This is a genomic window from Xanthomonas hortorum pv. pelargonii (genome assembly GCF_024499015.1).
Taxonomy (GTDB): domain Bacteria; phylum Pseudomonadota; class Gammaproteobacteria; order Xanthomonadales; family Xanthomonadaceae; genus Xanthomonas; species Xanthomonas hortorum_B.
In genome coordinates, this window is sequence record NZ_CP098604.1 from 2,290,135 (window position 1) to 2,313,933 (window position 23,799).

The following is a 23,799-nucleotide window of genomic DNA, read 5'->3' on the forward strand; positions in this document are numbered from 1 at the left end:
GAGGTTATATGGTCAAGCCGCACGGATCATTAGTATCAGTTAGCTCAATACATTGCTGTACTTACACACCTGACCTATCAACCACATAGTCTATATGGTTCCTTTAGGGGGCTTGTGCCCCGGGAAGTCTCATCTTGAGGCGCGCTTCCCGCTTAGATGCTTTCAGCGGTTATCGCTTCCGAACATAGCTACCCGGCAATGCCACTGGCGTGACAACCGGAACACCAGAGGTTCGTCCACTCCGGTCCTCTCGTACTAGGAGCAGCCCCTCTCAAACTTCCAACGCCCATGGCAGATAGGGACCGAACTGTCTCACGACGTTCTGAACCCAGCTCGCGTACCACTTTAAATGGCGAACAGCCATACCCTTGGGACCGACTACAGCCCCAGGATGTGATGAGCCGACATCGAGGTGCCAAACACCGCCGTCGATATGAACTCTTGGGCGGTATCAGCCTGTTATCCCCGGAGTACCTTTTATCCGTTGAGCGATGGCCCTTCCATACAGAACCACCGGATCACTAAGACCTACTTTCGTACCTGCTTGATCCGTCGATCTTGCAGTCAAGCACGCTTATGCCTTTGCACACAGTGCGCGATGTCCGACCGCGCTGAGCGTACCTTCGTGCTCCTCCGTTACTCTTTAGGAGGAGACCGCCCCAGTCAAACTACCCACCATACACGGTCCCTGATCCGGATAACGGATCTAGGTTAGAACGTCAAGCACGACAGGGTGGTATTTCAAGGATGGCTCCACTGCAGCTAGCGCCACAGTTTCATAGCCTCCCACCTATCCTACACAGACGAACTCAACGTTCAGTGTAAAGCTATAGTAAAGGTTCACGGGGTCTTTCCGTCTTGCCACGGGAACGCTGCATCTTCACAGCGATTTCAATTTCACTGAGTCTCGGGTGGAGACAGCGCCGCTGTCGTTACGCCATTCGTGCAGGTCGGAACTTACCCGACAAGGAATTTCGCTACCTTAGGACCGTTATAGTTACGGCCGCCGTTTACTGGGGCTTCGATCAAGAGCTTCGCCTTGCGGCTGACCCCATCAATTAACCTTCCAGCACCGGGCAGGCGTCACACCCTATACGTCCACTTTCGTGTTTGCAGAGTGCTGTGTTTTTGATAAACAGTCGCAGCGGCCTGGTTTCTGCGACCCTCTTCAGCTATAGCTCGCATGAGCCACCAAAAAGGGTGCACCTTCTCCCGAAGTTACGGTGCCATGTTGCCTAGTTCCTTCACCCGAGTTCTCTCAAGCGCCTGAGAATTCTCATCCTACCCACCTGTGTCGGTTTACGGTACGGTCTTCGTGAGCTGAAGCTTAGGAGCTTTTCCTGGAAGCGTGGTATCAGTGACTTTGCCATAAAGGCTCGTCTCGGTGCTCGGTCTTAAAGGATCCCGGATTTGCCAAAGATCCAAACCTACCGCCTTTCCCCGGGACAACCAACGCCCGGTACACCTAACCTTCTCCGTCCCTCCATCGCACTCACGCGAGGTGCAGGAATATTAACCTGCTTCCCATCGACTACGGCTTTCGCCCTCGCCTTAGGGACCGACTAACCCTGCGTCGATTAACGTTGCGCAAGGAAACCTTGGGCTTTCGGCGTGCGGGCTTTTCACCCGCATTATCGTTACTCATGTCAGCATTCGCACTTCCGATACCTCCAGCGGACTTCTCAATCCACCTTCGCAGGCTTAAGGAACGCTCCTCTACCGCGCATAAAACCGAAGTTTTACGCACCCCAAGCTTCGGTTCACTGCTTAGCCCCGTTAAATCTTCCGCGCAGACCGACTCGACCAGTGAGCTATTACGCTTTCTTTAAAGGGTGGCTGCTTCTAAGCCAACCTCCTGGCTGTCTATGCCTTTCCACATCGTTTTCCACTTAGCAGTGAATTTGGGACCTTAGCTGTGGGTCTGGGTTGTTTCCCTTTTCACGACGGACGTTAGCACCCGCCGTGTGTCTCCCGGATAGTACGTACTGGTATTCGGAGTTTGCAATGGTTTGGTAAGTCGCGATGACCCCCTAGCCATAACAGTGCTCTACCCCCAGTAGTATTCGTCCGAGGCGCTACCTAAATAGCTTTCGAGGAGAACCAGCTATCTCCGGGTTCGATTAGCTTTTCACTCCTAATCACAGCTCATCCCCGTCTTTTGCAACAGACGTGGGTTCGGGCCTCCAGTACCTGTTACGGCACCTTCACCCTGGCCATGACTAGATCACCCGGTTTCGGGTCTACTGCCCGCGACTATGCGCCCTTATCAGACTCGGTTTCCCTTCGCCTCCCCTATACGGTTAAGCTTGCCACGAACAGTAAGTCGCTGACCCATTATACAAAAGGTACGCAGTCACTCTTGCGAGCTCCTACTGCTTGTACGCACACGGTTTCAGGATCTATTTCACTCCCCTCTCCGGGGTTCTTTTCGCCTTTCCCTCACGGTACTGGTTCACTATCGGTCGGTCAGGAGTATTTAGCCTTGGAGGATGGTCCCCCCATATTCAGACAGGGTTTCACGTGCCCCGCCCTACTCGTCTTCACTGGAGTGGCCCTTTTAAATACAGGGCTATCACCTTCTATGGCCAATCTTTCCAGATTGTTTTTCTAAAGCCATTCCAGCTTAAGGGCTGTTCCCCGTTCGCTCGTCACTACTTAGGGAATCTCGGTTGATTTCTTTTCCTCCGGTTACTTAGATATTTCAGTTCACCGGGTTCGCTTCCAGCAGCTATGAATTCACTGCAGGATACTGCCGAAGCAGTGGGTTTCCCCATTCGGATATTGCCGGATCAAAGCTTGTTGCCAGCTCCCCGACACTTTTCGCAGGCTACCACGTCCTTCATCGCCTCTGACCGCCTAGGCATCCACCGTGTGCGCTTATTCGCTTGACCATATAACCCCAAGTTGCCTCGGAGCTACATGTACGTGTTGTGTGGGGTACAAAGCCACCAACGCGAACATACGACTCAATTATTTAGGGACTCGAAGTCCCCGCCTTAGCCTCAACGACACGTTTAGATAGATATCTCAAACGCTCGCTACGTCACAAGTTATAAAAGAACATGTCTCAGCCTCAACGCTGATCCATATAAATTCTTAAGTGTGCACTACATTCAGAGTGGTGGGTCTGGGTAGACTCGAACTACCGACCTCACCCTTATCAGGGGTGCGCTCTAACCACCTGAGCTACAGACCCGAAGTCTTTTCACTCAATATGGTGGAGCCTGTCGGGATCGAACCGACGACCCCCTGCTTGCAAAGCAGGTGCTCTCCCAGCTGAGCTAAGGCCCCAAAGGGGACTTCGCATACCGACCTGTGCCGGTATGAATCTCTGAATGCAGGTAATTTGTGAGGACGCCCGCAGGACGATGACGTCATGCTCAAAAGGAGGTGATCCAGCCGCACCTTCCGATACGGCTACCTTGTTACGACTTCACCCCAGTCATCGGCCACACCGTGGCAAGCGCCCTCCCGAAGGTTAAGCTACCTGCTTCTGGTGCAACAAACTCCCATGGTGTGACGGGCGGTGTGTACAAGGCCCGGGAACGTATTCACCGCAGCAATGCTGATCTGCGATTACTAGCGATTCCGACTTCATGGAGTCGAGTTGCAGACTCCAATCCGGACTGAGATAGGGTTTCTGGGATTGGCTTACCCTCGCGGGTTTGCAGCCCTCTGTCCCTACCATTGTAGTACGTGTGTAGCCCTGGTCGTAGGGGCCATGATGACTTGACGTCATCCCCACCTTCCTCCGGTTTGTCACCGGCGGTCTCCTTAGAGTTCCCACCATTACGTGCTGGCAACTAAGGACAAGGGTTGCGCTCGTTGCGGGACTTAACCCAACATCTCACGACACGAGCTGACGACAGCCATGCAGCACCTGTCTCACGGTTCCCGAAGGCACCAATCCATCTCTGGAAAGTTCCGTGGATGTCAAGACCAGGTAAGGTTCTTCGCGTTGCATCGAATTAAACCACATACTCCACCGCTTGTGCGGGCCCCCGTCAATTCCTTTGAGTTTCAGTCTTGCGACCGTACTCCCCAGGCGGCGAACTTAACGCGTTAGCTTCGATACTGCGTGCCAAATTGCACCCAACATCCAGTTCGCATCGTTTAGGGCGTGGACTACCAGGGTATCTAATCCTGTTTGCTCCCCACGCTTTCGTGCCTCAGTGTCAGTGTTGGTCCAGGTAGCCGCCTTCGCCACGGATGTTCCTCCCGATCTCTACGCATTTCACTGCTACACCGGGAATTCCGCTACCCTCTACCACACTCTAGTGACCCAGTATCCACTGCAATTCCCAGGTTGAGCCCAGGGCTTTCACAACAGACTTAAACCACCACCTACGCACGCTTTACGCCCAGTAATTCCGAGTAACGCTTGCACCCTTCGTATTACCGCGGCTGCTGGCACGAAGTTAGCCGGTGCTTATTCTTTGGGTACCGTCAGAACAATCGGGTATTAACCGACTGCTTTTCTTTCCCAACAAAAGGGCTTTACAACCCGAAGGCCTTCTTCACCCACGCGGCATGGCTGGATCAGGCTTGCGCCCATTGTCCAATATTCCCCACTGCTGCCTCCCGTAGGAGTCTGGACCGTGTCTCAGTTCCAGTGTGGCTGATCATCCTCTCAGACCAGCTACGGATCGTCGCCTTGGTGGGCCTTTACCCCGCCAACTAGCTAATCCGACATCGGCTCATTCAATCGCGCGAAGCCCGAAGGTCCTCCGCTTTCACCCGTAGGTCGTATGCGGTATTAGCGTAAGTTTCCCTACGTTATCCCCCACGAAAGAGTAGATTCCGATGTATTCCTCACCCGTCCGCCACTCGCCACCCATAAGAGCAAGCTCTTACTGTGCTGCCGTTCGACTTGCATGTGTTAGGCCTGCCGCCAGCGTTCACTCTGAGCCAGGATCAAACTCTTCACTTAAAATTACATGTCCGAAGACAAATTACTTTAGCTGCAGAAGTTCAACCACTGACAACTTATCGCTTGCAAAGCAATTAATATGTTGCTTTTTGATTAAACGTCTGCAAGATGGACAATCATCCTTCCTGCAGGCGTCCGCACAAATTACCTGCGCACACTGTCAAAGAACATGGGGAAGTGGCCTCAGCGCCGTTCCCGTCAGCTTCGTCGTTTCCTTCGAAGCGAGCCGCCTAGTATAGCGGACTTTTTCTTACCGTCAACACCTTGTTTCCGAGGTGGTTGACGCTGCTTTGTTTCGGCCCGAAGGTTTTCTGCGAAGCGAGCCGGCCATATTAGCAGGCTTTTCACCTTCGTCAACCCCTCGTGAAGAGGAAGTTGCCGCCGCTGCACCTCAATCCGCCGTAGCGTCTTTCCGTGTAGCGAGCCGCCCATCATAGCCGACTTTCCTACTTCGTCAACACCCAATTTCTGGGGGTTTTCGAACCCGTTCGTTGTTGCGGTGCTTCGAGAAGCGCCGCCGTCCTGAGCGAGGTCGCGCAGTTTATCGAGACTGTGCAGAAGTGCAAGCACTTTTTGACACTGGTATGACACGAGCATCACTTCGCGAATGCGCGACGTCCGATTCCACGTGCAAATGCGACGTGGCGGCGCTGCTCTCTCTATAAAACCAAAGGGCTGTGTCTATACAGGGCCATCCATAAAACAGGTGCTTCGGTATCGATCATCGGCGTGCTCGGTGAGAATGGGTGCACTAGATAGAGAGCTCACGATGCTTCCCTCCCGCAGCCTGCTCCGCGATCTGTCCCTGCCTGCGATTGCTGCAGGCTTTGTCACGGTGCTGGTGGGTTTTGCCAGCTCGGCGGTGATCGTGTTCGAGGCGGCACGCCATCTGGGGGCGGATCAGGCGCAGATCGCCTCATGGATGTGGGCGCTCGGGATCGGCATGGGGGTGACCTGCATTGGATTGTCGCTGCGCTATCGCGTGCCGGTGGTGACGGCGTGGTCCACGCCGGGTGCGGCGATGCTGATCGGCAGTGCGGCCGGTGTGCCGTTGCGTGAGGCGGTCGGTGCGTTTGTGGTGGCTGCAGTGCTTGGCATGGTGGCGGGTTTCTCGGGGTTGTTCGAGCGGGCGATCCGGCGCATTCCGATCTCGCTGGCCTCGGGCATGTTGGCCGGGGTGTTGTTGCGCTTTGGGCTGGATCTGTTCGTGGCGATGCAGAGTCAGGTGATGTTGGCACTGGCGATGCTGGCGACCTATCTGGCCGGGCGGCGCTGGTTTGCGCGTTATGCGGTGATTGCGACGTTGCTGGTCGGCATCGCGATTGCGGCCAGTGGCGGGCTATTGCACTGGACGGCGGTGCAGATCGAATTGGCCCATCCGGTGCTGGTAATGCCGTCACTGTCGTGGGCGGCGCTGTTCGGGCTGGCGATTCCGTTGTTCGTGGTCACCATGGCCTCGCAGAACGTGCCGGGTGTGGCGGTGATTCGGGCCTCCGGCTATACGGTGCCGATCTCGCCGACGATCGGCTGGATCGGTGCGGTCAATACGCTGCTAGCGCCATTCGGCGGCTTTGCCTTGAACCTGGCGGCGATCACCGCTGCGATCTGCATGGGACGCGAGGCGCATGAAGATCCGGCGCGGCGTTATGTGGCTGCGGTCAGTGCGGGCGTGTTCTATGTGGTGATCGGCCTGTTCGGCGCGACCGTGGCGGCGGTGTTTGCCGCCTTTCCGCGCGAGCTGGTGATGGCGATCGCCGGGATCGCGTTGTTGGGCACGATCGGCAACAGCCTGGCGGCGGCCTTGCGCGAAGACAGCGAGCGCGAGGCGGCGCTGATCACCTTTCTGGTCACGGCGTCCGGGCTGACGCTGGGCGGGATCGGTGCCTCGTTCTGGGGCCTGGTGGCCGGAACGATCACCTTGTTGGTGTTGCGGCCGCGGGCTTAGCCGCGGCACACCATCCAGTGGATGGGCGTCTTATTGGATCGATTCACTGAGACGCCGTGCCCGACGCACCAAGCGATGCAGGCAACTGGACCGCAGCCAGCATGTTGCGAGCTTGCACCTGGCGCGGCACCGGCTCGCTTATTCGGGATCGCGTAGCTGCAGCAGCCAGTGCGCGGTGACGCCGCTAGGGCTGGGCAGCGGTTCGAGATGGAATTGGCGGTAGACCGGTGAGCCGCCGGGCGCGCGCAGCGGCAAGGTGACGTAGGCGGCGCGGCCTTGCCGCAGCGCCTCTTCGAGCAGTTCCACCTTGGACCGGGCGGCATCGCTGGCCAGCAGGGTCAGGATGTAGCAACCGATCAGGTCGGCCACTTCGGTCTGGATGAGCTCTGCGAACGCCGGGTTGATGAACATCAGCCGGTGCGCGGCCGTGGTTACGCCACGTTCGATGATGGCCACGCCGTCGCGCAGACGCGACAGCGAGGCTTCGAGCAGGGTGAAATCCTGCTGGAAGCGCTTGCGCTCCATCAGTTCGATCAACACACGCAGGCTGCGGGCCGACTCCAGGTGCAGCGGCGACCAGCGACGCGCGCGGCCACGCACGGTTTCCTGCCAGAGATCGAAGCTCTTGCGTGGCGAAAGGCGCGAGTTGGGAATGTCCGCCAGCTTGGCAAGCTGCGGATTGCCGGCCCAGTTGACCGTCTGCACCTGTTCGCGGCGGGTCCACAGCAAGGCGCTGCGCGACTGCGGCATCAGCGGCACGAAAATGAAACCGGCGGCCAGCGGTGCCAGATCGGCCAGCTCGGGAAATACCTCGCCGATCGCCTCCACATGCAGGGCGCCGACGGCATCCTCGCGCAGGGCGACGTGGTGTGCGGATTCGATGTGGTCGCGGATGCGCCGCAGCGCGGCGGCATCGGGCGCGGTGCCGTGGCGGCTGATCTCCTTGCCATGGAAGATCGCCACGCCGTCAGCATCCACCACGTCCATCAGGTCAGGCGCCATATCGGCGAGCATCTCCACCGTCATCTGGGCGGCGTCGTTGAAGTCGGTGATCAGCTTTTCGCGCACGGTGAGCAGCACCGATTCCATGCGGGCACGCTCGACCGCCTGCAAGGCGCCGATGCGACCGGCCAGCGCGCGCGTGACCGCATCGGTGGCATCGCGCATGGCGTGGCTGGTGAAGTGCGGGCTGTAGTGGTGGCAGGCGATCAGCCCCCACAGCACGTCGTTGACCACGAGCGAGGAGACCAGGGTGGCACTCACGCCCATGTTGGCCAGATATTCCAGATGCACCGGCGAGACGCTCCGCAGGCTGACATCGCTCAGATCCACCGGCGTGCCCAGGCGCGGATGCAAGGTGGGCTCGATTGCGGCGGACTGGTAGCCGACATCGGCAATCTGGCGGACGCGGTTGCGCAGGTACAGCGCGCGCGCCTGCGCGGGAATGTCGGTGGACGGGTAACGCTGGCCGAGATAGGCCACCAATTCGGGGTTGCGCGCCTCGGCAATGACTTCGCCGTTCCACTCTTCGTCGAAGCGGTAAATCATCACCCGATCAAAACCGATCATGTTGCGCAGGCCCTTGGCCGCACGCACCGCCGCTTCGTCGATACCGGGATCGCGCTCGATGCTGCGCAACAGCGGCAGCGCCTCGCGCAGGGTGACGTCCATCAGGCGGGCGTCGCGCGGTTCGATTTCGACCAGCCATTGCTCCGGATACAGATGCCAGGCGGCCACCCATGGGTGATCGGTGGGCGCGGCGCGCCTGGGGAAACGCACCTCGGCATGTAATAGGTGTTGCGCCTGGTCGTCGACCGCGAACGGCTGCTCGCCGGGCAGTTCAAGCACTTGCGTGTAGGGCATGCCCAACAGTTCGGCCAGCGGCACGCCGAGCAACTCGGCGGCAGTGGTGCTGGCCTGCACGATGCGTCCATCGGCCGGCTCGATCACCAGCAGCACGCCGTAGGGCTGGATCAGGCCGGGAATGTGGATCGGCTCGCGGGCGCAGGCATCCATATTCAAAGGTTCGGTTGGCTGGTTCACGGGCGCGGCTCCGCTGCGAGGCAGGTGTGGAAGTGGGCAAACATGGACTGCGCACCGTCGATGGCGGCGTTGCGTGTGCAAGGCGTGTCGAGACGTTGGTTGAGCATGGTCTGGAAATGGCGCCAGCCGGCCGGATCGTTGTCGGCCAGTTCGAAATAGCGCAAGGCATCGGCCAATGCGGGCTGCTGCTTGCGCAAGGCGCGCGAGATCATGCGGCCGCCCAGTTGCGAGCCTTCGATGACGTACAGCATGCCCCAGCGCGCGGATTCGTTATCGACGACGGGTGGTGCAATGGGCGCATCCGGCTGTTGGCCCAGCGTGCGCAAATCCTCGCGCAAGGCTGGCACACGGCGGCGATAGTGCCAGTCAGTCCCAACCAGCGTGTTGAGCCAATCGCTCAGTTGTTCTTCGAAGCCGGCCAGCAACGCGTAGTGCCGGCGCAGGATCAGCGCATAGGCATCGCGATCGACGCGTCCCTGCCCCAATGCCTGCATCAGCGGGATCGCTTCGACCAGGCAATGGACGCCCTGAGTGGCATCGCGCAGCACGAACGCGGCCGAGGGCGGAACTGCCAAGGCGTCGGAAGGCATAGGGACTCGAGGCGGTGCCGCGGCACGAAGGACACCAGCCTAGCAGCGCCTGCGCAAATCAGATAAAGCAGGCGCGAGCGCAACATGAATAGGTTGGCATTATCGCGGCGCTGCGGCTGCAATCCCGGCGCCCCGCCCTGCCCGCTTCCAGGCCATGACCCAGCCTGCGGCAAGCAGGAGACCGGCCAGCAACCAGGGCGCTCCGGGCAGATGCAACGGGGCGCCGCTGCCGATGAACCAGGCAAACACGTTGGCGAACAACAATGGACCGGCGATGCCGGCCAGGCTGATCAGACTGGTCAACGCGCCCTGCACGCGGCCTTGCGCATCGGCGCCGACCTCGCGGGTAATCAGGGCCTGCGCGGACGGTGCGGCGATTGCCCAGAACGCGCTGATCGGCACGCCGATCAGGAACGCAGTGCCGCTTTCGGCAAACCCATAAATGACAAAGCCGATCACCCCGCAGCCCAGGCCCAATAGCAGTGCGCGACGTTCGCCCAGCCAGCGCACCAGCCGGCCGACCAGCAAGGCGTTGACGATGATGCTGCACACGCCCACACCGGCCAGCACCCAGCTCACTTCACGCGGGCCCCAGTGATATTGGTAACTGGCGAACAGCACGAAGATGCTGGGGTAGACGTAGTGCGCCAGATTGGCCAGGAACACCACCGAGGCCAGGCCGAACACCTGCGGATAGCGGCGCAGCAGCCTGAGCGCGCCAAGCGGGTTGGCGTGCGACCAGTCCAGGCGGGCGGTGCGGCGTTCGGCAGGCAGCGATTCGGGTAAGACGAACCAACCGTACAACACGTTCAACAGCGCCAGCCCGGCGGCAAACCAGAACGGCCAGCGCAGACCGATGCTCCCCAGCCAGCCGCCGATCAGCGGGCCGGCGACAAAGCCAATTCCGAATGCGGCGCCGAGCATGCCGAACGCGCCGGCGCGTTTATCGGCCGGGGTGACATCGGCGATATAGGCATTGGCAGTGGAAAAGCTGGCCGAGCATACGCCGGAGATCACCCGCGCCAGCAGCAGCATCGGCAGGGAATGCGCGACGGCCATCAGGATGAAGTCCAGGCCCAGGCCCAGGCACGAGAGCAGGATCACCGGGCGGCGGCCGTAGCGGTCGGACAAGGCGCCCTGCAGCGGCGAGCAGACGAACTGGATGGCGGCGAATAGAAAGCCGAACCAGCCGATCCAGCCGGCGGCCACGGCGTAGTCGCCACCGGTGAATTGGCGCACCAGATCCGGCAACACCGGAATGATCACGCCGAAGGACAGCACGTCGATCAGTACGGTGATGAAGATGAAGATCAGCGCGGCGCGGCGCCGGCCCGGTGCAGGAGCGGATGCGGAATCGGGAGAAATGGACATCGCGCGGCACGCAGGGGGCGAAGCGGCGAGTGTAGCGGTGGATTGAGCGGTGGGGATGGGCTTACGTACCCTCATCCGCCCCTTCGGGCACCTTCTCCCGAGGGGAGAAGGGAAGCGCTTGGCGTGTGCGTCCGAAGAGCCTGGTCTATGCGTCCAGCGCAAGATCATTGCGATGTCGTTCAAGCCCCTCTCCCGCCGGGAGAGGGGTTGGGGCGAGGGTACGGGGCGAAGCCACACGTGCACTCAAATTCCACCTGGCTTCGCGCGTACCCTCATCCGCCCCTTCGGGGCACCTTCTCCCGAGGGAGAAGGGAGTCATAGCTGCCTCTTTATTTTCTTCGAAAGCAGCGCGGGCTCTGCGCGTGCCTTGGGCGAATCTTGCGGTTACTCGACGCTGATGGTCTGGGTCAGCGTGTGACTGCCGCCGGGCGCGAGTTCGATCACGTCCTGGCCGGCGTTGGCCGCTTCCAGGCAGACGTAGTCGCGCCAGCCGGCGCCCACGTCGGCCATCTTGGCGGCCGCTTCTTCGCCCGGATTCCAGGCCACTAGCGAGCGGCTGCCCTGGGTGGCGATGACGATGCGGCGGCCGAGCACCGGGTCGGTCAGGGTGTAGCGGCCGCCGGCGTTGGTGTAGATGCGGTCGCTGCGGCCGGGGTCGCGCGGATCGCGCAGGCTCCAGTCGCCTTGTTGGCGGTGGGCGGTGGCGTAGTTCTCGTACTTGTCGAGATAGTCCAGCCCGTCCAGGCCTTGCACGCTGACCTTGAGCGCGTCGCCGACACGGAAATAGTTGTGCAATGCCTGGGTGAAACGCACCGGGGCCTGGCTGGTGTTCTCGGTGATCAGGCTTTGTTCGAGCGTGCGGCCGATACGCAGGGTCATGCGCAAACGCAGCGCCAGGTCGTCGAAGCTGGGCGGAGTCAGCGTGAGCACCAGGGTGCCGTCGTCTTCGCGGCGGCTGTCGGTCAGCTGCCACGGCACGGTGCGCACGAAGCCGTGCGCGGGCACTTCGCCGGTCTGGTCCTGGCGGCCGAAGTACGGCCAGCACACCGGCGCGCCGCCGCGGATCGGGGTGGGCGGTTGCTTGGCGGTGGGCGACAGCCACATCACGTCCTGGCCGCCCTTGGGCACGAACGACAGCAGCTGGCCGCCGAACAGGCTGATGGCGGCGGTGGAGAACGGGGTGTCGATCAACAGCGAGGGGAAACCGTGGAAATCGCCTGTGCGCAGGCCGGTGAGGTCGGACATGGGGGGTGCCTTCTGGACGATGGGGGATTGGGCGAATGCGGGATAGGCGGCCGGCAGCTTGAACGCGGTGGCCCGGATGGCGGCGGCGCCAGTGACCGGCGGGGCGGCGCGCAGGGCGGTGAGGATGCGCTGGCCGGGGCGACCGTCGGCCGGTTGCAGGCCCAGGCGGGTCTGCTCGACCTGGATGGCGCGGCGGGTGGCGCTGCCGACCATGCCGTCGGCCTCGCCGATCAGGTGGCCGCGGGCCAGCAGCAATTGCTGCAGTTCGCGCCGTTCGGGGCGGCCCAGGCCGGGGTCGTCGGTGGGCCAGGCCGCGACCAGGCCGGGGCCGCCGCGCAGGCGGTCGGCGAGCAAGGCGATCGACAGTGCGTAGCTTTCGGCGGCGTTGTAGGCGTAGATCGCGTCGTAGTTGCGGAACACCAGAAACGCCGGGCCAGTCGGGCCAGCCGGTAGCAGCAGCGCCGCCGGGGTATCGGCGGGCACACCGGTCGGTGCCAAGGCTTTGCCATCGGTGCCGAGCAGCCCTGCGAGTTGCCAGGTCTGCAGCGGTTGGCGCCGGGTGCGGCCGGCCTTGTTGGCATCGAAGCCGGCGGGCAGGCGCACTTCCATCCCCCAGGGGCGGGCACGCTCCCAGCCGGCCTTGACCAGATAGTTGGCGGTGGAGGCCAGCGCGTCGGGAATGCTGGCGACCAGATCGCGGCGGCCGTCGCCGTCGCCATCCACCGCGATGCGGGCATAGGTCGAGGGCATGAACTGGGTCTGCCCGAAGGCGCCGGCCCACGAGCCGGCCAGGCCATCCGGCGACAGATCGCCTTGCTGCAGCAGGCTGAGCAAGGCCAGGAATTCGCCGCGAAAGAACGGCTGACGGCGGCCCGCGCACGACAGCGTGGCCAATGAGACCAGCAACGGGCGCTTGCCGGTGACGCGGCCGTAGTCGCTCTCCACGCCCCAAACCGCCACGATGGTGGCCGGATCCACGCCGGTCTGTTCGGACAGGCGGGTCAGCAACTCGCGGTGGGTGACCAACATGGCCTGCCCGTCGGTGACACGCTGGCTGTCGACCAGGCTGGCGAGGTAATCCCAGATCGGGGTGGTGAATTCGGGCTGGGCATCGAGCAGCGGCAACACGCTGGGATCCGGCACCAGGCCGGCGGTGAAGCGCTGGAAGTTGGCGGCCTCCACACCTTTGGCGGCTGCCTGGGTCTGCAGGCCGGCCAGGCAGCGGTCGAAGGCCGGATCGGCACAGGCGATCAGCGGCAGCAGCGCCAGCATAGCGGGCAGGACGCACCGGATCGGCATCATGGCGTGGTGGCCGGCGTAGAGACGGACGTCATGCGGTGGAGCGCTCCTGCGGCAAGTCGAGCCGACGAGGATAGCCAACCTGGGTGGTTCGAGGCGTGCAGGTCGCGCTGTCGCTGCAGCAGCGTGAGGCGCGGGAGTGGGTGGCGCTACGCGGGAGTGACGGCGTAGTACACGCGCTTTTGAGACCGGTAAGGACAGCACTGACGCTCTATGAGGCGTGTCAGATGGGATAGTGCGCGCCGATGCCGAGGTCTTGAACCGGTCCGCCTGGCAGAGACGCAGCCACAGCGCGGCGGCATTGATCGCCGGGCTTAGCTGCCGTCGCCGGTGATGCCGGTCAGCAGCGACAGCGCCGGTGCGGAGGGGCTGGCGTCGGACACGCGACGGGCGCGGGCCCTGCGTGGCGCATCGTGACGGGGACCGAACCAGACCATCGCAGTGGCCAGACACGCCGGCAGCACGATCGCGAACACCGCGATGGCCACAAGCACCCACTGCCAGAGATTGAAGGTTGCCATGATCGTGTCCGCCCCGCGGCGAGCTCCGCCGAGGCGGCAAGCTTCCGGGATCGGCCGCGAACGTGGCGTCGACAAACCGCACCGGCCCATGCCGTTCGTCGGGCTGAATGGCTTCACGGTCTGCGGCCTGTTGCGGCATTACTTCAAGCCTGGACCCTGCTCAGCGCGCGTCGAGGTAATACCAGTGACCGTCCTCGCGCACGAAGCGGCTGTGTTCGGTCATGCGCACCGCGCTGCCGCCGCCAATGCGATAACGGGCCAGAAACTCCACGTCGGCGGTGTCGGTGCCGGTCTCGATGGCGCGTTGCACGCTCAGGCCGAGCCAGGTGGTGCGGCCGCCTTCGTCCAGCGACAGCTCGGGTGGGCGCGTGGACGGATGCCAGCTAGCGAGCAGGTAGGCCACATCGCGGCGCACGTAGGCGCTGTAGCGCGCACGCATAAGGGTTTCGGCATCGGGCGCGGCGGCACCGGCGTGGTAGTGCCCGCAGCACTGCGCGTAGGTGGCGGCGCGGCCACAGGGACAGGGATCGGTGGGGGTGGAGGTCGGCATCGGGCGATTGTGCGGGATGGGATTGGGGATTGGGGATTGGGGATTGGGAGGCGGGAGGCGGGAGGCGGGTTTCTACGCGTTTATGCTGTCGTCCCCGTCGTGCGGAGCGCCGTCTTGCTGGAACTGATCCCCACCGAGTTGCCGTGGCTGCTGTGCATTGCCTTCATTGCCGGGTTGGTGGATGCGGCGGTTGGTGGGGGTGGGTTGATCCAGTTACCTGGGTTGTTTGCGACCTTGCCGCAGCAGGCGCCGTCGCTGATTCTGGGCACCAACAAGTTCAGCGCGATGTTCGGCACCGGGGCGTCGGCGTGGCGGTATGCGCGCAATGTGCGCTTTCCGTGGCGGCCGGTGCTGTATGCCACTGCGGCGGCGTTTACGTTTTCGTTTCTGGGCGCGACGGCGGTCAGCCTGCTGCCCAAGCAGGCGGTGCGGCCGCTGATTCTGGTGCTGCTGATCGCGATGTTGATCTACACGCTGATCAAGAAGGATTTCGGTGCGCTGCATCGTCCGCGCGAGATCGGTCGACGCGAGTTGATCACTGCGTTGGCAATGGGCGCGGCAATCGGGTTTTACGATGGGTTCTTCGGTCCTGGCACCGGCAGTTTTCTGATCTTCTTGTTCATCCGCTTTTTCGGGCTGGATTTTCTGCGCGCCTCGGCCGCAGCCAAGGTGGTGAACCTGGCCACTAACCTGGCAGCGCTGTCGTTCTTCCTGCCCAGCGGGCAGGTGATGCTGGCGATCGGCATTCCGATGGCGGTGGCCAACGTGGCCGGTGCAGTGGCCGGTACACGAATGGCGTTGCGCGGTGGCACGCCGCTGATCCGCAAGTTGTTCCTGGTGCTGGTGATCGTGCTGATCGGCAAGATGGGCTGGGATCTGCTGCGTTGACGACCGCGAGCCAGACCGCACCGCATCGAACGGCCACGCGGCGCGCACTGCCCGCAACCACGCACACCGACCTTCTTGACTGGCCCTTGCCGGCCCACCGTCGCGGGACCTTACGCGGCATGGATGCCGCGTAAGAGCCTTATCTGTTCGGAATCTGGCAGTTTAGGTGTCGAGAGCCGGCGTGGGCCACCGTGAGAGCCTGGATCTCAGCGATCGCCGTGTAGCTTGGTACCCACGCCGGATTCTCCCTTGATTCGCCCGAACAGTTGCCCGAGGTGACACTCGAAACGATAAGACTGGGCAAGCGAGGGAGCTCTCGACATTTCTAGCCTAGCGGAGATTTCCCATGAGCGGAATCGGGATCGATGTGTGCAAACACTCTCTTGACGTTGCGGTTTTTCGAGGCCAGACCCGTCAGTTCACCAACACCGCAGGCGGTCATCGGAAGCTTGTCGATTGGCTGAATACGCTGTCGGTGCGGCAGGTGGTGCTGGAGGCGACCGGGGGCTACGAGCTGGCAGCGCTGGATGCCTTGCATCACGCCGCATTGCCGGTGGCGCGCGTCAATGCGCAACGGGCACGCAACTTGGCCAACGGTTTGGGACTGGCCAAGACCGACCGGCTGGACGCCGCCATGTTGGCCTGCATGGCCGAGAAGATGGAGCTCCATCAGTATGTTCCACTGGAACCATGGCAGCGCGATCTGGGCGAGCATGTGCGTGCCCGTCGGCAACTGGTGGATCTGTTGAAAACAGCAAGGCAGCAGCTGCAGCAGGTTGCGGAAAAGCGCTGCGCAAGCTGCTGCAGGGCAACGTGAACCAGCTTGTGCGCAGTGTGGCGCGGTTAGACAAACTGATCGCCGGGCAGCTGAAGACGCTGCTCACCGAGCGACCGCACCTGGCTGCGTTGAAGACGCTCAAAGGGGTCGGTCCGGTGCTGCTGGCCGTGCTGGCGTGCCGGTTACCAGAGCTTGGGACGCTCAGCGGAAAGCAGATATCCCGATTGGTTGGTGTTGCCCCGCTCTCGCGCGACAGCGGCGCGATGCGAGGTAAACGGGGGATTGGCGGAGGCCGAGCCGACATCCGACAGGCGCTGTATATGGCGGCCATGTCCTCAGCTCGGCACGAGCCACGTCTGCGCGATTTTTACAGAGCGCTGCGGGCACGCGGCAAGGAGGGCAAGGTCGCCCTTGTGGCGGTGATGCGCAAGATGCTGGTCATCCTCAATGCGCGCGTGCGCGATGAAAGAGCCGCCATGCAGCCCGCCTGAGCGCATTTGACGGCCATGCGCAAACGCAAAAAGCGTGCCGGCCAGCGGCCGGCACCTACCGATGAACGCGCCTGAAGGAAACCGCTCAAAGGTCGCGGGTTGAGGTCCTGATCAACACAGTTGCTACACGGACGTACTTGCAGCGTGTCCCGCGCTGGTGGGCGGGCAAGGGCCCTGCGGCCAAGCTACAGATCAGCCGGCTGCGTACAGTTTTGTTGGCGACTCTTAGTCGCTTAGAAATCCATACTCAACGTTGCCGACAAGGTGCGCGGTGCGCCCGGGTAGTTGGTGGTCTGCGTCACCGGTTGCTCGATGTAGAAACGATTGGCGATATTGCGCAGCATCAGCGCCAGTTGATAACGGCCGCCGAAGCGGTATGCCGCCGAGGCATCGAAACGTGTGTAGCCGGCAATGCGATAGCTATTGGCGAGATCGCCTTCGCGTTCGCCCACATGCACCGCGCCTGCGCCCAAGGTCAGGCCATACAGCGGCCCGCTGGCGACGTGGTAGGTGCTCCATAGACTGGCACTGACGCGCGGCACGCCGCGCAGGCGATTGCCCTCCGGAATGACGGTATCGCGGGTGACCTGTGCGTTCAGATAGCCGGCGCCCAGAATCAGCCGCCAGTTCTGGGTGAGCTCGCCGGTGATGTCCATTTCCAGCCCGCGCACGCGCTGCTGGCCGGTGACCAGCACAAAGCCATCGTTGTCCGGATCACTGGTGGCGACGTTTTCCTTTGTGATCTGAAATGCGGCAGCGGTGGCGAGCACGCGGTTGTCGAATAGCGCGCTTTTCAGGCCAATCTCATACTGGCGGCCGGTTTCCGGCGGTGCGCTGCCGCCGGCGAACAGGTTGGCACTGCGTGGTCGAAACGAGGTGGACGTATTGGCGTACAGCGACAGCTGCGGCGCGGCCTTCCACACCACGCCGATGCGTGGCGATGCGCGCCGGCCGTCTTCGCGGGTGCGCGCGCCGTTGTCGATGGTGGTCTGTTGCACATCGTCCCAGCGCACGCCGGCCAGCACATCCCAGCGCTCGCCGATGCTGATCTGATCCTGCACGTACAACGCGGCGTAACGCGCATCGACCTCGATGGCGCGCGCCGGCACATAGGTGCCCGGCAATGCGCCCTGCACCGGATTGGTCACGCTGATGCGGGCCAGCGGCGCGCGCGCTTCATCTGTCTGGCGATGCGCATCGACGTATTCGGCGCCGGCCAGCACCTGATGGCGCAGTGGGCCGGTCTCGAAACGCACCAGCGCCTCGGTCTGCGAGGTGGTAGCGCGCACCAGCTGGTCCTGACGCACCGCGCGGCGTTGCAGAAACGCACGATCGGCGCTGAAACCGGTGAAGTCGGCCACGTCGCGGCCGCTGTCGCCGTCCTGGTGATTGAGGATCTGGCGCAGCGTCAGCCAGTCATTGGCGTCGACTTCGATGCGCCCGCGTGCGGTGCGCGAGGTGCCGTGATTGCGCGACCACGGCTCGCCAAAACTGCGCTCGGCCGGGCCACGCACCACGCCGTCGATGGCGACCAGACCGCGATCGCCCGGGCTGGTCTGGCGGGTGTATTCCAGATCCAGATCGGCCCGCAGCTGTTCGTTCGGCCGCCATGCCAACGAGGGCGAGACGAACACGCGATCGCCATCAGCCTGCGCAGCGCGAAAGCTACCGGTCTGCTGAGCGGCGGCGCTGAGCCGTGCCGACACTGTCGGGCTCAGCGGGCCGGTGACGCTGGACTGCACGCGGCGCAGACCGTGTTCGGCCACCTGCACCGATGCATTGCCGCCGAACACCGCGTCCGGGCGCAGCGTGACCAGATTGATCACCCCGCCAGGCTCGCCGCGTCCGTACAACACTGCGGCCGGGCCCTTGAGCACTTCCACCTGGGCGACGTTGGCCAGATCGCGCACGGTCTCGGTGAAGTTCTGCGCCGGGTTGAGCAGGATGCCGTCCACCGCATACGAGGACGCCTCGAAGCCGCGAATGACAAAGGTTTCCGAGCGATTGCCCTGGGTGCCGCCGGGCTGCACGTTGGAGACATTGGCCACCACATCCACCAGCCGGGTGAGTTGCTGTTCGTCGATCACCGAGCGCGGCACCACCTGGATCGATTGCGGAATGCGCTCCACCGGCGTCTGCGTGCGGGTAGCGCCGGCGGCTTTTTCCGGCCGATACAAGGCGCGCTTTTCGCTGACCACGATGGCGTCGAGCAGGCTGGCCTCCTGGGCAGCGGCCGGCATGGCGGCAAACAGGGACACGAACAACAGGTGGCGAGGCGCAGGCAGTGGGGTCATCGGGATCTTCAGCGGGACGATGTGCGCACTGGCGGGCACATCCGGGCCGCTAATGATAACGATTCTTATCTTTAAATGAGCGGTTCGCGACCGTGATCCTCACCGCGATGACGTGCTGGGCGCAGCCGTCGTGTCCATCCAACGACGTTGTGCAGCTGCAGGCGCGCCTGCGAGCCAGCAGATTGCAGCAGCGCCTTCAGTGCAAGCTGCCCGCCTGCACCACACACCTGACAGCGGTACCCAGCGACTAGCCGCGCAACGCCGCCTGGATCTGCGGCCATGCCTGACTCCAGGCGATGCGCTCCTGCTCGAGCCGCGGTGCGGCGCCGAAGTGTCCACTGCGCAATCGCGCATAAAACAGCTGCTCGTCCGGCGTCAGCGCGGCGAGCCGATGGGCGCGATGTTGTCGGGGTTCGTGGCCCCACATGGCGCGCGGCGTGGCGAGCAGCGTGGCCTGGTCCATCAGCAGCGCCACGGTCTGCGGCGCATGCGTGCGCAGTCGGTGCAGGATCGCCAGCCCGTGCGTATCGATGTCGCCCCAATAGAACAACGGCAGCGTGCGCAGCCACTCGATGTTGCGCACGTAGTCGACGGCATACCCGCGCGCCATTAGCAGCGCCGTGCCCGGCAACGCTTCGCAGGCCAGGCCGGTGTCGAGATTCTCGACAATCAGCACGCGTTCGATCGGCAACCGCAGCGCGGCCAGCTGTTCGATCGGCACGCTCAGATCGGCCAGGCCGCCGAGTTGCTGGCTCAGCGCCGGATCCAGCAGGCGCAGGCGCACCCGATCCGGTGCGCGGCGCAGGCCGGAGAGGCTGTCGAAGCTACGCGGCTCGGCGATGCCACGCAGCCCGCCCAGCCAGTCGGCGATGATGCCGCGACGCGTGTGCACCCATTTGCTGTCGATGCCGGCAATGGGAAGCTGGCGCAGGAACAGGCCGCTGTCGCGGTGTCGATGCAGCCAGTCGACCACGGCGACCAGCCGGTCGATATCGGCCTGCGCGCTGTCGGCAAGCAGATCGAACTGGCGCCGCAGGCGCGCGGCCAATCCCGCAGCTTCCGGCCAATGCGCCTGCAAACTGGCGCAGCGCGCGCTGGCGCGTTGCCAACGGTCGTGTTCTTGCAGTGCTGCCGCCGCATCGGCCGGCGTCTCGACCACCCAGGTCTGCGGCAGCCGTTGCGGCCCCAGCTGCGACCACAGCACATCGCGGTACTCCACCCGCCCCGGCAAGTCGACGCGCTGCCAGCTGCGCAGCCAGTCGCCGAAGGCATCGAAGCGGGCGCTGGCCTGCGCCTGGGTCGGTGGCTGCAGGGCGATGGGCCTGGGCGCCGATGCACCGATCAACCAGTCGCCACGCTGGCGTTGCCATTGCCCGCGCAATGCCTGCAGTGCGGCAGCTGGCAACAGCATGCAATCGGCGCGCGCCATCAGCTCACTCCTGCTCGGCCACCGCAGTGATGTTGGCCGCCGCGCTGCGGGTGCGTTCGGGCAGCTTGAGCCGGCGCGACTGCTCGTCGTATTCAATCAGCAACACGCCTGAATCGTGCCGCCCGCTGATCTCGACAAAGCACGCGCCACCGATGAACGGCTCCAGCGTCATCACCGATTTCAACGGCGTGGCCACCACCATCTGGAAGCCGAAGTTTTCGAAGATGTTCATCGCCAGCGCAGTGAATTCGTTGTCGGCCTTGTCGAAGGCTTCGTCCAGCACCACCGCGCAATAGCGCGGCAGTTCGCCGTCTTCGCCGCCGAGCTGATAGCGCAATGCGGCGGCCAGACACGTGGTTGCCAGTTTCTGACGCTGACCGCCGGATTTGCCGGCGCCGCTGCGGTAAATCTCCACTTGCTGACGCGTGGCGGCGTCCAGTTCGACGCCGACAAATTCCACATGCAGGCGCACGTCCAGCACCAGCTCGCGCCAGCGCTTGTCCTCGCCCTCTTGCGAGCCCAGCTTGCGTACCAGTTCGCGCAGCACTGCAAATTGTTGTTCGGCCACCTCGCGCTGTTCGGTCTGGTGATGGCCGAGCACATCGCGCAGGCGTTGATGGAACTCGATCACTTCCGGCAGGCGACGGTCGCTCAATTCGATGGTCAGCAAGGTGCCGTGATTGAACGGCACCTGTTCCAGGCTGGCATTGACCTCATCCAGACGCTGGGCGATGGACTTGCGCGCTTCGGCAGTGTGGCGTTGCAAGGCGAGCAGGTTGTTCTTGCTTTGGCTTTGCAGCAGATCGAAAAAGCGCGCCTCGTGCTGCGGCAGGCCATCGCGTTCCAACCGCTGCAGGCGGGCGAGAAAATCGTCGGCGCCTTCCAACGTCGGACTCAGATCGCCGCTGTCTTCCGGCCATTGCTGGAAGTAGCGGCGGAAACATCCGATCAAGGCCTGCTGCAGGCGGGTCAGTTCGTCCTTGCTGACGCCAAGCTGCGCGTCCAGGCCACGCTCTAGCGTGCGGAAGCGGTCCTGCAGGTTATCCAGGCTCAACTCGCCCAGGCTGAGCAAGCGCTCGGCCAGGCCCTGCTGCTGCAACGGCGTGACCAGGCGCGCATGCGCATCGGCGCATTCCAGATGCTGTTTTTCCAGACGGGTACGTTCGGCGCCCAGCGTGATCCGCTCGGTGCGCACGCCCTCATAGGTGCGCGTGGCCTGGGCGATGTCGGCACGCGTGCGGTCGATCGCCTCGCCCAGCGCGCGCAGGTTGGCGTCGCCTTCGCGCAGCTGTTGCAGGGTCTGGGCGATCTGGCTCAGGCGCTGCAGCGCGGCGGCCACATCGATTTCGTCCCAGCCCAGGTTGGCCAGCGTGTTGCGGGCAAGGCGCCGCTGCCCATCGCGTTCGCGGCGCGCGCGCAGGTCGGCGACCTCGGCGTCGCAGGCGGCGATGCGTTGTGCCAGCTCCTGGCCTTCGCGCTCGTACAAGGCCAGCTTGTCGCGGTTGTTGAAGCCCAGCAGCCAGCGGCGGCGGTCGCCCACCGCGTGGCGGTCGTCCTTTTCGTAACGCTCGCCCGGATGCTTGACCTGGCCTTCGCGGGTGATCGCGCGTTCGGCATGGCGCAGGGCCTTGGCTGAGTCCACGCAGTCGTAATCGAAGCGCTTGCCCAGCTCGCGCCGCAGCCAGCCGGCAAACGGGTGATCGCGCAGCTCCAGCTTGTGCAGCAGCGAGGCACTGCCGGGTTCGCGGCCGCTCAGTGCCTGCTCGTTGTGACGCACGCGGTAATAGACCAGGCGTGTGCCGAGCTGGGTGCGGTTGACCCAGTCGGCGACCTCGGCGTAGTGCCGCTCGTCCACCAGCAACGATTGCGCAAAGCCGTGCAGCACGCGCTCGATGGCGCCGCGCCAGGCGGATGCTTCCTCGCGCACCTGGATCAGTTCGCCCACGAACGGCAGCGCCGCCTCCGGCACGCCGGTGTCGGCGCTCATGCGCGCGCGCAGGCTCTGCATCGGCGCAGGAATATTGGAAGGGTTGCGCGTCAACGCCTCGATTTCGGCGCGCACCTCGGCAAAGCGTTTGCTGTCCTCGTGCTTGCCGGCGATGCGCTCGCTGATCGCTTCATCGAGCTCGGCGGCGGCACGCTGGCCATCTTCCAGCGCGGCGCGCGCCTGCGCGACCTGTTCGGCAAAGCCATGCGCGCTGTCGGCCAGGGCCTGCTCCAGTGCACGGCAGGCCTGTTCGGCCTGGGCCCGCTTGGCCGCGCGGCGGTCGCGCTCGGCCTGCAGCTGGCCCTGTTCGCGCTCCAGCGCATCGATGCGTTCGCCACCTTGCGCGCGCCGCTGCGCTTCCAGATCGTCCAGATGGCGGGTGTGGTTGTCCAATGCGGCGCGGCGCTGGCCTTCTTCGCCGGCCAGGCCGCGGTCTTGCACGTCCAATTCCTGCAGGCGCGCGTCCAGCAAGGCGAGCCGGCGCTGCTCGCGGTAGGCGTCGATGCCGAGCTTGAGTTCTTCCAGCTCGCTGCGCTGGCGGCGCAGTTGCATCAGCTCGGCGTGGTGCGTGCGCGCAGGCAGCAGGGTCTCCACCTGGCGCCGCGCCGTCACCACGGCATGGTGGGCGCCGTCGAGTTCAGCGAAGTCGCCGACCAGGCGCTCGGCCGCATCGAAGGTCTTGGGTTCTTCCAGCATGAAGCCGCGCAGGAAGGCATTGAGATCGCCCAGGTTCTTGGCCGATTGGGTCTTGTGCAGCAGGCGCAACGCCATCTCGTTGCCGATGCCCAACTGGTGGCGAAAACGCTCGGCGTAGCCGGCAAAGCTGTCGAAGTGATGCACATCGTGCAGGCGCTGCTTGAGCTTGCGCAGATCCAGATCGAAGCCCGCCAGGTCCTGCGCCACATCGAAGGCGCGCTCGGCCACCATGTGGTGCTTGCGTACGTCAGCGGTGGCCGCGCTGTTGCCGGCAATCCAGAACAGCCGTACCAGGCTGACCACGCGGTCCTCGCCGTTGCGGTATTCCAGCACCAGCGCGGTCCAGGTAGCGCCCTTGCGCAGGTATTGCGTGGCAATTTCGCCGGAGGCGCTGTCCTGCTGGTCGGCCCAGGCGCCGCGCACGTACGACACCAGGTTGCGGTCGCGGCCACTGCGTTCGGCCTCGCGCGCGGCGGCGTTGAAGTCGACGATGCTGGGCGGAGTGAGCAGTGCCGACATCGCATCGAGCAGCGTCGATTTGCCCGAGCCGGAGCGGCCGACGAACAAAAAACCGCGTTCGGCGATCGGCACTTCGGTCAACCCGGAGAACGTGCCCCAGTTGTGCACCTGCAGGCGGCGCATACGGAACTGCTGCAGGCGCGCGTCGGGCAGATCGTTGGCGAACAGGCTGGAGGGCGCGGCAGAGGAGGTCATCGATACGGTCCGGGAAGCCAGAAAAGCG

Annotated in this window: 11 protein-coding genes, 2 tRNA genes, 2 rRNA genes and 1 pseudogene; 3 read left to right on the plus strand and 13 right to left on the minus strand. The window is 63.5% G+C overall.

The annotated features are described in order from the left end of the window. Window positions 1-8: 8 nt before the first annotated feature. From NDY25_RS10085 to NDY25_RS10100, 4 genes are all read right to left on the minus strand, one after another. Window positions 9-2,891 (minus strand): 23S ribosomal RNA (locus NDY25_RS10085). 228 nt (window positions 2,892-3,119) lie between these two features. Next, window positions 3,120-3,196 (minus strand) — tRNA-Ile (locus NDY25_RS10090). 19 nt (window positions 3,197-3,215) lie between these two features. After that, window positions 3,216-3,291, minus strand: a tRNA-Ala gene (locus NDY25_RS10095). 92 nt (window positions 3,292-3,383) lie between these two features. Next, window positions 3,384-4,930, minus strand: a 16S ribosomal RNA gene (locus NDY25_RS10100). The 16S and 23S rRNA genes sit together here with 2 tRNA genes alongside, the layout of an rRNA operon. Before the next feature lie 769 nt (window positions 4,931-5,699). Between NDY25_RS10100 and NDY25_RS10105 the strand changes: the two genes are divergently transcribed. Beyond that, window positions 5,700-6,875, plus strand: a complete 1,176-nt coding sequence (locus NDY25_RS10105) for a benzoate/H(+) symporter BenE family transporter (protein WP_168960071.1) — start codon at window positions 5,700-5,702, stop codon at window positions 6,873-6,875. Between the two features lie 138 nt (window positions 6,876-7,013). Here NDY25_RS10105 and bphP read toward each other — a convergent pair whose 3' ends face one another. From bphP to NDY25_RS10135, 6 genes are all read right to left on the minus strand, one after another. Then, entirely contained in the window at window positions 7,014-8,918 is a 1,905-nt protein-coding gene (bphP, locus tag NDY25_RS10110) for a bacteriophytochrome BphP (protein WP_168960072.1), read from the minus strand. Continuing rightward, window positions 8,915-9,508 carry a biliverdin-producing heme oxygenase gene (locus tag NDY25_RS10115; protein ID WP_168960073.1) on the minus strand — a complete coding sequence of 198 codons (594 nt, stop codon included), beginning with the start codon at window positions 9,506-9,508 and terminating at the stop codon, window positions 8,915-8,917. Before NDY25_RS10115 ends, bphP begins: the two co-directional genes overlap by 4 nt. Before the next feature lie 99 nt (window positions 9,509-9,607). Next, window positions 9,608-10,879 carry a TCR/Tet family MFS transporter gene (locus NDY25_RS10120; protein ID WP_256627915.1) on the minus strand — a complete coding sequence of 424 codons (1,272 nt, stop codon included), beginning with the start codon at window positions 10,877-10,879 and terminating at the stop codon, window positions 9,608-9,610. Between the two features lie 384 nt (window positions 10,880-11,263). Next, window positions 11,264-13,426, minus strand: coding sequence for a lytic murein transglycosylase (locus tag NDY25_RS10125; RefSeq protein WP_256627916.1), 2,163 nt, complete (start codon window positions 13,424-13,426; stop codon window positions 11,264-11,266). A 311-nt stretch (window positions 13,427-13,737) separates the two neighbouring features. Continuing rightward, complete coding sequence (locus tag NDY25_RS10130) at window positions 13,738-13,944, minus strand: hypothetical protein (RefSeq protein ID WP_006449007.1); 207 nt, start codon at window positions 13,942-13,944, stop codon at window positions 13,738-13,740. Window positions 13,945-14,104: 160 nt separating this feature from the next. Further along, window positions 14,105-14,494: a YchJ family protein gene (locus NDY25_RS10135; RefSeq protein WP_168960076.1), complete on the minus strand. Its 390-nt coding sequence runs from the start codon at window positions 14,492-14,494 to the stop codon at window positions 14,105-14,107. Window positions 14,495-14,608: 114 nt separating this feature from the next. On the opposite strand from NDY25_RS10135, the gene NDY25_RS10140 reads away from it, so the two are divergent. Together NDY25_RS10140 and NDY25_RS10145 are read left to right on the plus strand one after the other, a co-directional pair. Then, complete coding sequence (locus NDY25_RS10140) at window positions 14,609-15,382, plus strand: sulfite exporter TauE/SafE family protein (RefSeq protein ID WP_180336620.1); 774 nt, start codon at window positions 14,609-14,611, stop codon at window positions 15,380-15,382. A 346-nt stretch (window positions 15,383-15,728) separates the two neighbouring features. Further along, window positions 15,729-16,651 (plus strand): annotated as a pseudogene (locus NDY25_RS10145) (IS110 family RNA-guided transposase). Window positions 16,652-16,884: 233 nt separating this feature from the next. Here NDY25_RS10145 and NDY25_RS10150 read toward each other — a convergent pair. From NDY25_RS10150 to NDY25_RS10160, 3 genes are all read right to left on the minus strand, one after another. Beyond that, entirely contained in the window at window positions 16,885-18,945 is a 2,061-nt protein-coding gene (locus NDY25_RS10150) for a TonB-dependent siderophore receptor (protein ID WP_251754895.1), read from the minus strand. 247 nt (window positions 18,946-19,192) lie between these two features. Next, entirely contained in the window at window positions 19,193-20,374 is a 1,182-nt protein-coding gene (locus NDY25_RS10155; protein WP_180336572.1) for a Wadjet anti-phage system protein JetD domain-containing protein, read from the minus strand. A gap of 4 nt (window positions 20,375-20,378) precedes the next feature. Further along, window positions 20,379-23,771, minus strand: a complete 3,393-nt coding sequence (locus NDY25_RS10160; RefSeq protein ID WP_168959067.1) for an ATP-binding protein — start codon at window positions 23,769-23,771, stop codon at window positions 20,379-20,381. Window positions 23,772-23,799: the final 28 nt, after the last annotated feature.

Coding starts and splice junctions, on each gene's coding strand:
- NDY25_RS10115 (WP_168960073.1), bottom strand. CDS start 9,508: ATGCCTTCCGACGCCTTGGCAGTTCCGCCCTCGGCCGCGTTCGTGCTG.
- NDY25_RS10105 (WP_168960071.1), top strand. CDS start 5,700: ATGCTTCCCTCCCGCAGCCTGCTCCGCGATCTGTCCCTGCCTGCGATT.
- NDY25_RS10130 (WP_006449007.1), bottom strand. CDS start 13,944: ATGGCAACCTTCAATCTCTGGCAGTGGGTGCTTGTGGCCATCGCGGTG.
- NDY25_RS10150 (WP_251754895.1), bottom strand. CDS start 18,945: ATGACCCCACTGCCTGCGCCTCGCCACCTGTTGTTCGTGTCCCTGTTT.
- NDY25_RS10125 (WP_256627916.1), bottom strand. CDS start 13,426: ATGATGCCGATCCGGTGCGTCCTGCCCGCTATGCTGGCGCTGCTGCCG.
- NDY25_RS10160 (WP_168959067.1), bottom strand. CDS start 23,771: ATGACCTCCTCTGCCGCGCCCTCCAGCCTGTTCGCCAACGATCTGCCC.
- NDY25_RS10135 (WP_168960076.1), bottom strand. CDS start 14,494: ATGCCGACCTCCACCCCCACCGATCCCTGTCCCTGTGGCCGCGCCGCC.
- NDY25_RS10120 (WP_256627915.1), bottom strand. CDS start 10,879: ATGTCCATTTCTCCCGATTCCGCATCCGCTCCTGCACCGGGCCGGCGC.
- NDY25_RS10155 (WP_180336572.1), bottom strand. CDS start 20,374: ATGGCGCGCGCCGATTGCATGCTGTTGCCAGCTGCCGCACTGCAGGCA.